This window comes from Mycobacterium sp. DBP42, from assembly GCF_005924235.1.
GTDB lineage: Bacteria > Actinomycetota > Actinomycetes > Mycobacteriales > Mycobacteriaceae > Mycobacterium > Mycobacterium syngnathidarum.
In genome coordinates, this window is record NZ_VCMY01000035.1 from 11,969 (window position 1) to 24,504 (window position 12,536).

Annotated in this window: 5 protein-coding genes; all 5 read left to right on the top strand. The window is 68.4% G+C overall.

The window, feature by feature from the left end:
• The first annotated feature begins 44 nt into the window (after window positions 1-44).
• The 5 genes from E0T84_RS24235 (at window position 45) to E0T84_RS24255 (ending at window position 12,527) form a co-directional block, all read left to right on the top strand.
• On the top strand, window positions 45-809 hold the full coding sequence (locus tag E0T84_RS24235) for a decaprenylphospho-beta-D-erythro-pentofuranosid-2-ulose 2-reductase (RefSeq protein WP_138745748.1): 765 nt from the start codon (window positions 45-47) through the stop codon (window positions 807-809).
• A complete protein-coding gene (locus E0T84_RS24240) occupies window positions 809-2,692 on the top strand; it encodes a galactan 5-O-arabinofuranosyltransferase (RefSeq protein WP_070946589.1) in 1,884 nt (627 codons plus the stop codon). Before E0T84_RS24235 ends, E0T84_RS24240 begins: the two co-directional genes overlap by 1 nt.
• On the top strand, window positions 2,682-5,960 hold the full coding sequence (locus E0T84_RS24245; RefSeq protein WP_371726297.1) for an arabinosyltransferase domain-containing protein: 3,279 nt from the start codon (window positions 2,682-2,684) through the stop codon (window positions 5,958-5,960). Before E0T84_RS24240 ends, E0T84_RS24245 begins: the two co-directional genes overlap by 11 nt.
• A 79-nt stretch (window positions 5,961-6,039) precedes the next feature.
• Entirely contained in the window at window positions 6,040-9,336 is a 3,297-nt protein-coding gene (locus E0T84_RS24250; protein ID WP_070186672.1) for an arabinosyltransferase domain-containing protein, read from the top strand.
• Window positions 9,333-12,527 carry an arabinosyltransferase domain-containing protein gene (locus tag E0T84_RS24255; protein WP_070946587.1) on the top strand — a complete coding sequence of 1,065 codons (3,195 nt, stop codon included), beginning with the start codon at window positions 9,333-9,335 and terminating at the stop codon, window positions 12,525-12,527. Before E0T84_RS24250 ends, E0T84_RS24255 begins: the two co-directional genes overlap by 4 nt.
• Window positions 12,528-12,536: the final 9 nt, after the last annotated feature.

Below are 12,536 nucleotides of genomic sequence, written 5' to 3' on the forward strand. Positions count from 1 at the left end.
GGTACCCTCGTCACGATGTCCCCCGAGGCTTGGAGCTGCGCTAGATGGTGTTCGACGCCGTAGGTAACCCCCAGACGATTCTGCTGCTCGGCGGCACTTCAGAGATCGGGCTGGCGATCTGTGAGCGCTATCTGCGCGACGCGTCGGCCCGCATCGTGCTGGCCGCCCTGCCCGGCGACCCGGGCCGCGACGGCGCGGTGGCCCAGCTGCGCAAGGCCGGCGCCAGTTCGGTCGAGGTCATCGACTTCGACGCCGTCGACACCGCAAGCCACCCCGACGTGATCGACAAGGCATTTTCCTCCGGTGACGTGGACGTCGCGATCGTCGCGTTCGGCCTGCTCGGCGATGCCGAAGAACTGTGGCAGAACCAGCGTAAAGCCGTGCAGATCGCCGAAATCAACTACACCGCAGCCGTTTCCGTCGGCGTGCTGGTCGGCGAGAAGATGCGGGCACAGGGCTACGGCCGGATCATCGCGATGAGCTCCGCAGCCGGCGAGCGGGTGCGCCGCTCCAACTTCGTCTACGGCTCCACCAAGGCCGGGCTCGACGGGTTCTACCTCGGTCTCGGAGAGGCGCTGCGCGAATTCGGTGTGCGGGTGCTGGTGATCCGGCCCGGGCAGGTGCGCACCCGGATGAGCGCGCACGTCAAGGAAGCCCCGCTGACGGTCGACAAGGAGTATGTGGCCGAACTGGCCGTCACCGCCTCGGCCAAGGGCAAGGAGCTGGTCTGGGCGCCGGGCGCGTTCCGCTACGTGATGATGGTTCTGCGGCACGTCCCGCGGCCCATCTTCCGCAAGCTTCCCATCTGATGCAGCAGCGTCCGGCCAGGGTCATCGGACACATGGTGATCGCCCTGATGCTCGCCTCGGCGGTGGCCGGGGTTTCGATCGCCGCGATCGCCCAGGTCCAATGGCCGGCCTACAACACGTCCAACCAGCTGCACGCGCTCACCACGGTGGGCCAGGTCGGTGCCCTGGCGGGCATACTGGCCGCCGGCCTGTTCTGGCGCCGCGGCCGGCGCACGCTGGCCCGGCTGACCGCACTGATCTTCCTGTCGGCTTTCTCGGTGGTCACCCTGGCGATGCCGTTGGGCGCCACCAAGCTGTACCTGTTCGGGGTCTCGGTCGACCAGCAGTTCCGCACCGAATACCTGACCCGGCTGACCGACACCCCCGGCCTGCACGACATGACCTACTTCGGGCTGCCGCCGTACTACCCGGCCGGCTGGTTCTGGATGGGCGGGCGCATCGCCGCGGCCACCGACACCCCGGCATGGGAGATGTTCAAGCCGTGGTCGATCGTCTCGATCACCATCGCGGTCGCCGTCGCATTCGTGTTGTGGTCGACCATGATTCGGTTCGAGCACGCACTGATCGTCACCACCGCGAGCACCGCGGCGATGCTGGCCTACTCCTCCACCGAGCCCTACGCCGCGATCATCACCGTGCTGTTGCCGCCGGTGTTCGTGCTGGCCTGGTCCGGGCTTCGGGGCAAAACCCGCAACGGCGGCTGGGCGGCAGTCATCGGTGTCGGCATCTTCCTCGGCCTCGCCGCCCTCTTCTACACCCTGCTGCTGGCCTACTGCGCGTTCACGCTGGCACTGATGGCGCTGGTGCTGGCGGTCGCGCGGCGCAGCATCGACCCGCTGCTGCGCCTGGCGGTCATCGCCGTGATATCCGGGGCCATCGCCCTGATCACCTGGGCCCCGTACCTTTTGGCGTGGCTGGGCGGCGAGCCCGCAGAGAAGGGCACCGCCCAGCACTACCTGCCCGACGCCGGCGCCCAGCTGACCTTCCCGATGCTGAGCTTCACGCTGCTGGGCGCGCTGTGCATGCTCGGCACGCTGTGGCTGGTGGTCCGGGCACGCACCTCGACGCGGGCGGGCGCGCTGGCCATCGCGGTGCTCGCCGTCTACGCCTGGTCCCTGCTGTCGATGCTGACCACCCTGGTCGGCACCACGCTGCTGTCCTTCCGGCTGCAGCCGACGCTGACCGTGTTGCTCACCACCGCAGGCGCGTTCGGGTTCATTGAATCGGCGCAGGGCCTGGCCCGTCTCGCAGCGCGGCGCTATCAACCGGAAACCGCACGGCGGGTCATCACCGCGGCCGCCACGGTCGGCGCCATCGGCGCCCTCACGTTCAGCCAGGACATCCCCGACGTGCTGCGCCCCGACATCAACGTGGCCTACACCGACACCGACGGCACCGGTCAGCGAGCCGACCGCCGGCCACCGGGCGCCGAACGCTACTACCGCGAGATCGACGCCAAGATCGCCGAGGTCACCGGGGTTCCGCGCAACCAGACCGTGGTGCTGACCGCCGACTACAGCTTCCTGTCGTACTACCCCTACTACGGGTTCCAAGGTCTGACGTCGCACTACGCCAACCCGCTGGCCGAATTCGACAAACGCGCCAAGGCCATCGAAGCCTGGGCCACCATGACCAAGGCCGACGAGTTCGTGAAGGCCCTCGACGAAATGCCCTGGAAGGCACCGACGGTGTTCTTGATGCGCCATGGCGCCAACGACACCTACACGCTGCGCCTGGCATCCGACGTCTACCCCAACCAGCCCAACGTGCGCCGCTACCACGTGGCGCTCGACACGGCCCTGTTCAAAGATCCACGTTTCGAGGTGACCGACATCGGTCCATTCGTCCTGGCGATCAGAAAGCCAACCCCCGATGGCCATTAATCCCGGCGCTGACACGCCGATAGCATCAGAGCCCGTGACGGGACCGCAGGGAACCGCCGGCAGCAATCACCGGACGGCGCGGCTCATCGCGATCGTCGCCGGTCTGCTCGGCGTACTGATGGCGGTGGCGACACCGCTGCTTCCGGTCAAGCAGACCACCGCCGAGCTGAACTGGCCGCAGAACGGCACATGGCAGAGCATCAACGCCCCGCTGATCGGGTACGTGGCCACCGACCTGACCATCACGGTGCCGTGCCAGGCCGCCGCGGGACTGGCCGGGCCGGAGAACCGAGCCCGCACCGTCCTGCTGTCCACTGTGCCCAAGCAGGCGCCCAAAGCCGTCGACCGCGGCCTGCTGATCGAGCGAGTCAACAACGACGTGCTGGTCATCGTGCGCAACACCCCGGTGATCAGCGCACCGCTGGACGCGGTACTCAGCCCGGCATGCCAGTCCCTGACCTTCACCGCGCACGCCGACAAGGTGACCGGGGAGTTCGTCGGGCTCACCCAGCGTGACGCCAGTGCGACCGCCGACCATCCCGACGCGCCCCTGCGCGGTGAACGGGGCGGCTACGACTTCCGGCCGCAGATCGTCGGTGTCTTCACCGACCTGTCCGGGCCCACGCCCGAGGGCCTGAAGTTCTCGGCCACCATCGACTCCCGCTACAGCAGCGCCCCGACATTGCTCAAGCTGCTCGCGATGATCGTCGGCGTCGCGATGACCGTCATCGCACTGGGCGCGCTGCACCGTCTCGACACCGCCGACGGTGTCCGGCACCGGCGCTTCCTGCCGCCCCGCTGGTGGTCGATGAAACCGCTGGACGGACTCGTCACCGCCGTGCTGGTGTGGTGGCACTTCGTCGGCGCCAACACCTCCGACGACGGTTACATCCTCACCATGGCCCGGGTGTCCGAGCACGCCGGTTACATGGCCAACTACTACCGCTGGTTCGGCACACCAGAGGCCCCGTTCGGCTGGTACTACGACCTGCTGGCCCTGTGGGCCCACGTCTCCACCTCCAGCATCTGGCTGCGGCTTCCCACCCTGGTGATGGCGCTCGCGTGCTGGTGGGTGATCAGCCGTGAGGTGCTGCCGCGGCTGGGTCGCGCCGTCAAGACCAACCGGGCGGCCGCCTGGACCGCGGCCGGCATGTTCCTGGCGTTCTGGCTGCCGCTGAACAACGGACTGCGTCCCGAGCCGATCATCGCCCTCGGCATCCTGCTGACCTGGTGTTCGGTGGAGCGCGGAGTAGCCACCAACCGAATGTTGCCGGTGGCCATCGCCATCATCATCGGCGCCTTGACGTTGTTCTCGGGCCCCACCGGTATCGCCGCCGTCGGCGCCCTACTGGTGGCGGTCGGGCCGCTGAAAACCATTGTGGCCCGGCATACCTCACGCTTCGGCCACCTTGCGCTACTGGCCCCGATCCTGGCTGCCTGCACCGTCACGATCATCCTGATCTTCCGCGACCAGACCCTGGCTGGGGAGATCCAGGCCAGCACCTTCAAATCCACCGTCGGCCCCAGCCTGGCCTGGTTCGACGAGCACATCCGCTACTCGCGGTTGTTCACCTCAAGCCCGGACGGTTCGGTGGCGCGACGCTTCGCGGTGCTGACCCTGCTTGTGGCGCTGGTGGTTTCGGTGGCGATGACGCTGCGCAAGGGCCGCATACCAGGTACCGCCGCGGGACCGAGCCGGCGCATCGTCGGCATCACGATCATCTCGTTCCTGGCGATGATGTTCACCCCGACCAAGTGGACCCACCACTTCGGTGTGTTCGCCGGGCTGGCCGGATCGCTGGGCGCGCTGGCTGCGGTCGCTGTGACGGCCGCCGCGATGCGCTCCCGACGCAACCGCTCGATGTTCGCCGCACTCGTGCTGTTCGTGATGGCGCTGTCGTTCGCGACCGTCAACGGCTGGTGGTACGTCTCCAACTTCGGTGTGCCCTGGTCCAACTCGTTCCCCGAGTGGCATTTCGGGTTCACCACCATGCTGCTCGGCTTGTCGGTGCTGGCCCTGCTGCTGGCCGCCTGGTACCACTTCAGCGACCGCGACGAATCCCCGGACGGGCCACAGCGCCGATGGCAACGGATCGTGCAATCGCCGCTGGCGATCGCCGCGTGGCTGCTGGTGATGTTCGAGGTGGTCTCACTGACGCTGGCGATGACCAACCAGTACCCGGCCTGGTCGGTCGGCCGCTCCAATCTGGAGGCGCTCACCGGCAAGACCTGCGGACTGGCCAACGACGTGATGGTCGAGGAGAACGCGAACACCGGTGCCCTCGAACCGATCAGCGAACCGCCCGGGCAGGCGCTCGGCGCGATCATTGCGCAGGGATTCGGCCCCAACGGCATCCCGTCGGACATCTCGGCCGACCCGGTCATGGAACAACCCGGCTCCGGCAACTTCGCCGACACCGACTCCGGCACCGTGACCGGCAGCGAGGTGGGCACCGAGGGCGGCACCACCGCCGCCGCCGGAATCAACGGCTCCAGGGCCCGGCTGCCGTACGGCCTGGACCCGGCCACCACCCCCGTGCTGGGCAGCTGGCGGGCGGGAACCCAGCAGCCGGCGATCATGCGGTCGGCCTGGTACCGGCTGCCCGATCGTGATCAGGCCGGCCCGCTGCTCGTGGTCTCGGCAGCAGGCCGGTTCGATCCGGGTGAGGTCGTGGTGCAGTGGGCCACCGATGCCCAGGCCGCCGAGAACAAGCCCGGCGGCGGCGTCGGATTCGCCGACGTGGGCGCCGCTCCGGCCTGGCGCAACCTGCGCGCCCCGATGGACGCCATCCCGCGCGAGGCCACCCAGATCCGCCTGGTCGCCTCCGACGACGACCTGGCCCCGCAGCACTGGATCGCGGTGACCCCGCCGCGCATCCCGCAGCTGCGCACCCTGCAGGACGTGGTCGGATCGCAGGACCCGGTGCTGCTGGACTGGCTCGTGGGCCTGGCGTTCCCGTGCCAGCGCCCCTTCGCCCATCGGTACGGCGTCACCGAGGTGCCCAAGTGGCGGATCCTGCCGGACCGCTTCGGCGCCGAGGCCAACTCGCCGGTGATGGACTACCTGGGCGGCGGCCCGCTGGGCATCTCCGAACTACTGCTGCGCCCGTCGAGCGTGCCGACATATCTGAAAGACGACTGGTTCCGGGACTGGGGCTCGCTGCAACGGCTCACACCGTGGTACCCGGACGCCGAACCGGCTCGCCTGGACCTGGGCACCGCGATCCGCAGCGGACTGTGGAGCCCGGCCCCGCTGCGGCACAGCTAAGACACAGCTCGGACAAGTCTCTCCAGCACGCGGCAGGTGAAACCGGGTCTCACATACGGGTCGCATAACATCGAGCCTCGTGCCTTCCGATGAGCCAACCGACCGTGTTGTGGGCATCGCACGCCTGATCGCCATCGTCGCGGGCATCGCGGGTGTGGTGTTGTGCGCCCTGGTGCCACTGCTGCCCGTCAAACAGACCACTGCGACCATCCTGTGGCCGCAGGGCACCGATGCCGCGGGAAACGTCACCGCGGTGACGGCGCCGCTGGTCTCGGGCGCCCCGCAGACCCTCGACGTGTCCATCCCGTGCTCGGCGATCGCGACGCTGCCCGCCGAGGGCGGCCTGGTGTTCTCGACAATCCCCTCGGGTGGCATCGACGCCAGCCGCAACGGGCTGTTCGTGCGCGCCAACACCGAAACCGTGGTGGTGGCATTCCGAGATTCGGTGGCAGCCGTCGCTCCCCGCGCGGCGGTCAACGCCGGCGGCTGCAGCGCGCTGCACCTGTGGGCGAACCTCGGCGGGGTGGGCGCTGACTTCGTCGGCATCCCCGGCGCCGCCGGCACCGCGGCCGTGGAGAAGAAGCCTCAGGTCGCCGGCCTGTTCACCGACCTGAAGATGGCGCCGCAGCCCGGGCTGAGCGCCCGCGTCGACATCGACACCCGGTTCATCACCTCACCGACCGCGCTCAAGCTGCTGGTGATGGCGCTCGGCGTGGTGTGCGTGGTGGCCTCGATCGTCGCGCTCGCCGTGCTGGACCGGCGGAGCCGCCCCGGCGGCGACATTCAGGTCAGTGGCGGCCACCGCATTCGTCACGCCTGGCGCCGTTTCGTGAAGGTCCCGTTTGCCACCTGGATCGCCGACATCGGCGTCATCGGCGGACTCTTGCTGTGGCACGTCATCGGCGCCATCTCATCGGACGACGGCTACAACCTGACCATCGCGCGGGTATCGGCCGACGCCGGATATTCGGCCAATTACTTCCGCTACTTCGGCGCCACCGAGGCCCCGTTCGACTGGTACCAGTCGGTGCTGGCCCACTTCGCAGCGATCAGCACGGCGGGCGTCTGGATGCGGGTGCCCGCCACCCTGGCCGCCATCGGCACGTGGCTGCTGCTGAGCCGCTGGGTGCTGCCGCGGCTCGGCCGGCGCGTCGCACTCAACCGGGTCACGATGTGGACCGCGGGCGCGGTGTTCCTGGCCGCCTGGTTCCCGTTCAACAACGGACTGCGCCCCGAACCGCTGATCGCCTTCGGTGTGCTCGCGGTGTGGGCGCTCGTCGAGACCACCATCGGAACACGGCGTCTGTGGCCCACGGCCCTGGCGATCATCGTCGCCGCCCTCAGCGTCACGCTGGCCCCGCAGGGCATCATCGCCGCCGCCCCGCTGCTGGTCGGTGCGCGCCGCGTGGTCGGCATCATCCGCAGCCGCCGCATCGCCCTGCCCGCGCTCGCCGCGCTCGCCGGCTCGGCGGCACTGATATTCGTCGTCGTGTTCCGTGACCAGACCCTGGCCACCGTCGCCGAGTCGGCCCGGATCAAGTACACGGTCGGCCCGACCATCTCCTGGTATCAGGAATTCCTGCGCTATTACTTCCTGACCGTCGAGGATTCCGTCGACAGCTCCCTGACCCGACGGTTTGCGGTGCTGGCCATGATGCTGTGCCTGTTCGGCATGATCGCGCTGCTGCTGCGCAAGGGGCACGTGCCCGGGATCGCCAGCGGCCCGGTCTGGAGACTGCTCGGCACCACCGCCATCGGCCTGCTCCTGCTGCACTTCACCCCGACCAAATGGGCCGTGCAGTTCGGTGCCTTCGCCGGACTGGCTGCCGCCCTTGGTGCGGTGACCGCGTTCGCCTTCGCCCGGGTGGGTCTGCACAGCCGACGCAACCTCGCGCTCTACGTCACCGCTCTGCTGTTCGTGCTCGCCTGGGCCACCTCCGGCATCAACGGCTGGTTCTACGTCGGCAATTACGGCGTGCCCTGGTTCGACCGTCAGCCGGTGATCGCCGGCTACCCGGTGACCACCATGTTCTTGGCCCTGGCGATCGTCACCGCGGTGCTGGCCGGCTGGCTGCACTTCCGGATCGACTACGCCGGACACACCGAAGTCGCCAACACCCGCCGCAACCGCGTGCTCGCCTCCACGCCGCTGCTCGTGGTCGCCGTCATCATGGTGGTGCTCGAAGTCGGCTCGATGACCAAGGGCTTCGTCCAGCGCTACCCCGTCTACACCACCGCCAAGGCCAACCTCTCGGCGCTCACCTCCGGTCTGTCCTCGGACAGTTGCGCCATGGCCGACGACGTGCTGGTCGAAGCCGACACCAACGCAGGCATGCTGCAACCGGCGGAAGGGCAGACCTGGGGCGAGTACGGCCCGCTGGGCGGACAGAACCCCGTCGGCTTCACCCCCAACGGGATCAGCGACACGCTCGAACCGCCGAAGCCTGTCGTCGCCAACCCTGGCACGGTGAACTCCGACGGTTCCCCCAACAAGCCCAACGTCGGCATCGCCTACGCCGCGGGCACCGGCGGCGGCTACGGCCCCGAAGGCGTCAACGGCTCGCGGGTGTATCTGCCGTTCGGCCTGGACCCCGCGCGCACCCCGGTGATGGGCAGTTACAAGGAAAATACCGTCGCCGCCAAGGCCACCTCGGCCTGGTACCAACTGCCGCCACGCACCCCGGACCGGCCGCTGGTGACCGTCGCCGCCGCAGGCGCCATCTGGTACTACGACGAAGAACACGAATTCCACTACGGCCAGTCACTGAAACTGCAGTGGGGTGTGCACCGCCCCGACGGCAGCTTCCAGGCCCTCGACGCCGTCCAGCCGATCGACGTGTTCGCCCAATACGCCTGGCGCAACCTGCGTTTCCCGTTGGCCTGGGCACCGCCGGAGGCCAACGTGGCGCGGATCGTCGCCGACGACCCGAACCTGTCCGACGATCAGTGGTTCGGTTTCACCCCGCCGCGGGTGCCGACCCTGCAGACCGCGCAGGAGTTCCTCGGCAAGCAGACCCCGGTGCTGATGGACATCGCGACCGCTGCGAACTTCCCGTGCCAGCGCCCGTTCTCCGAACGACTCGGTGTGGCCGAGTTGCCGCAGTACCGCATCCTTCCCAACGTCAAGCAAGTGGTGGTGTCGTCGAACATGTGGCAGTCCGCCCAGAAGGGTGGTCCCTTCCTTTTCATCCAGGCGCTGCTGCGCACGTCGACCATTCCGACGTACCTGCGCGACGACTGGTACCGGGACTGGGGCTCCATCGAGAAATACGACCCGGTGGTACCGGCCGGGCAGGCGCCTGTGGCCTCGATTGATCAAGGAACCCAACGAGTGTTCGGCTTCAGCCGGCCCGGACCGATCCGAGCCCTGCCATGAGCGTGACCTTGCGCGAACACAGCGCTGACAAGAACGTTCAGCTGACCCGCTGGGTCGCGATGATCGCCGGCCTGATCGGCTTCCTGTGCGCGGTGGCCACGCCGCTGCTGCCGGTGGTGCAGACCACCGCCACCCTGAACTGGCCGCAAGCCGGACAGATGAACAGCGTCACCGCACCGCTGATCAGCCAGACGCCCGTCACCATGTCGGTGACGGTGCCGTGTGAGGTGATCCGGTCGACGCCGCCCGAGGGTGCGATGGTGCTCGGCACCGCCCCCAAGGAGGGCAGGCAAGCCGCGCTCAACGCGTTGTTCGTCAACGTCAACGCCAAGCGCGTCGACATCACCGACCGCAACGTGGTGATCGCCAGCGTGCCGCGCGAGAAGGCCGCGGGCTGCTCACGTATCGAGATCACGTCGTCGGAGGCGGGCACTTTCGCCACGTTCGTCGGGTTGACCGACAAGGACGGCAAGGAGCTGCGCACCGGCTTCGCCGATCCGAACCTGCGACCCCAGATCGTCGGCGTCTTCACCGAGCTCAGCGGACCCGCGCCGCAAGGACTTTCGCTCTCGGCCACGATCGACACCCGATTCACCTCCAAGCCCACTGCGCTCAAGCTCGCGGCGATCCTGATCGGCATCGCCGCCACGGTGATCGCGGTGCTCGCGCTGTGGCGCCTCGACCGGCTCGACGGCCGGCGTATGCACCGCGTGATCCCGTCGCGCTGGCGCACGTTCAGCGCCCTGGACGTGGTGGTGGTCGGCGCGTTCCTGCTGTGGCACATCATCGGCGCCAACTCGTCCGACGACGGCTACCAACTCCAGATGGCGCGAGTCGCCGACCACGCCGGCTACATGTCGAACTACTTCCGCTGGTTCGGCAGCCCCGAAGACCCCTTCGGCTGGTACTACAACCTGCTGGCCCTGATGACCCACATCAGCGACGCCAGCATCTGGATGCGGCTGCCTGACCTGCTGTGCGGAATCGTGTGCTGGCTGTTGCTGTCACGCGAGGTGCTGCCCCGGCTCGGGCCCGCGGTGATCGCGTCCAGGCCCGCACTGTGGGCAGCCGGCATGGTGCTGCTGGCGGCCTGGATGCCGTTCAACAACGGCCTGCGCCCCGAGGGCCAGATCGCCACCGGCGCCCTGATCACCTACGTGCTGATCGAGCGGGCCATCATCTCCGGGAGGCTGACCCCGGCCGCCCTGGCGATCATCTCGGCGGCCTTCACCCTCGGCATCCAGCCGACCGGCATCATCGCCGTGGCCGCCCTGGTGGCCGGTGGACGTCCGCTGCTGCGCATCCTGGTGCGCCGGCGCCGCGTCCTTGGCGTGTGGCCGCTGGTGTTGCCGCTGCTGGCCGCCGGCACAGTGATCCTGACCGTGGTGTTCGCCGACCAAACGTTCGCCACGGTGTTGGAAGCCACCAGAATTCGCACCGCGATCGGGCCGGCGCAGGAGTGGTACACCGAGAACCTGCGCTACTACTACCTGATCCTGCCGACCGTGGACGGCTCGCTGTCACGGCGGTTCGGCTTCATCGTCACCGCGCTGAGCCTGTTCGCCTCGCTGTTCATCATGTTGCGGCGCAAACGGATTCCCGGTGTAGCCCGGGGACCGGTGTGGCGGCTGATGGGCATCATCTTCGCCACGATCTTCTTCCTGCAGTTCGCCCCCACCAAGTGGGTGCACCACTTCGGCCTGTTCGCCGCCGTGGGTGCGGCGATGGCCGCGGTGGTGACGGTGCTGGCCGGACCCGCAGTGCTGCGCTCGGCGCGCAATCGGATGGCGTTCACGTCTGCCGTGCTGTTCGTGCTCGCGCTGTGCTTCGCCAGCACCAACGGCTGGTGGTACGTGTCCAGCTACGGCGTGCCCTTCAACAACGACAAGCCCAACATCGGCGGAATCACGGTGAGCGCCATCTTCTTTGCGCTGTTCGTGATCACCGCACTGTGGGCTTACTGGCTGCATCTGCGGCCATCGGCCGAGGGCCGGATGACGCGGGCACTGACCACCGCTCCGGTGCCGGTCGCGGCCGGGTTCATGGTGGTGGTGTTCGTCGGTTCGATGCTCTACGGAGTGGTGCGTCAGGACGGCACCTACTCCAACGCCTCGTCGAACCTGCGAGCGTTCGCCGGCGGCTGTGGCCTGGCCGACGACGTGCTCGTCGAACCCGACACCAATGACGGCTTCCTCACCCCGGTGCCAGGCGACTACGGCCCGCTGGGGCCGCTGGGCGGCACCGCGCCGACCGGGTTCACCCCCAACGGAGTGCCGGATCATATTGTTGCCGAGGCGATCCGGATCACCGTGCCGATGCCGGGCATCGACGCCGACTGGAACGCCGCGGTCAAGCTGGACACCCCCGGTGTCAACGGATCGACCGTGCCACTGCCGTACGGCTTGGATCCCAACCGGGTTCCGTTGGCCGGCAGCTTCGCCGAGGGCCCGGCGCAGCAGGTGAGCAAGCTGGCCTCGGCCTGGTATGAGCTGCCCGCCCGCGACGACGCCCACCCGCTGGTCGTCGTGACCGCGGCCGGAACCATCACCGGCAACAGCATTTTCAACGGCCGTACCGAGGGGCAGACCGTCGAACTGGAATACGGACGGACCGGGCCCGATGGCACCGCGGTGCCGGCCGGCCGGGTGGTGCCGTATGACCTGGGGCCGATCCCGTCCTGGCGCAACCTGCGCTTCGACCGCAGTGAGATTCCGGCCGACGCCACCTACGTCCGGGTGATCGCCGACGACCTGTCGCTGAGCCCCGGCGACTGGGTCGCGGTCACCCCGCCGCGGGTGCCCGAGGTCAAGACCGTGCAGGAGTATGTCGGATCACAGCAGCCGGTGCTGATGGACTGGGCGGTGGGCATGGCCTTCCCGTGCCAGCAGCCGATGCTGCACGCCAACGGCGTCACCGAGGTGCCGAAGTTCCGCATCACCCCGGACTACAACGCCAAGATGAAAGACACCGACACCTGGGAGGACGGCATCAATGGCGGCCTGCTGGGGATCAGTGACCTGTTGTTGCGCCAGCACGTGATGGCCACCTACCTGGACAAGGACTGGGGCCGCGACTGGGGCTCGCTGCGCAGATTCGACACCATCGTCGATGCGGCTCCGGCGACGATCGAGCTTGGGACAGAGACCCATTCAGGCCTCTACAAGCCTGGCCGGATCCGGATCAAGCCGTAGCCCGTTGCG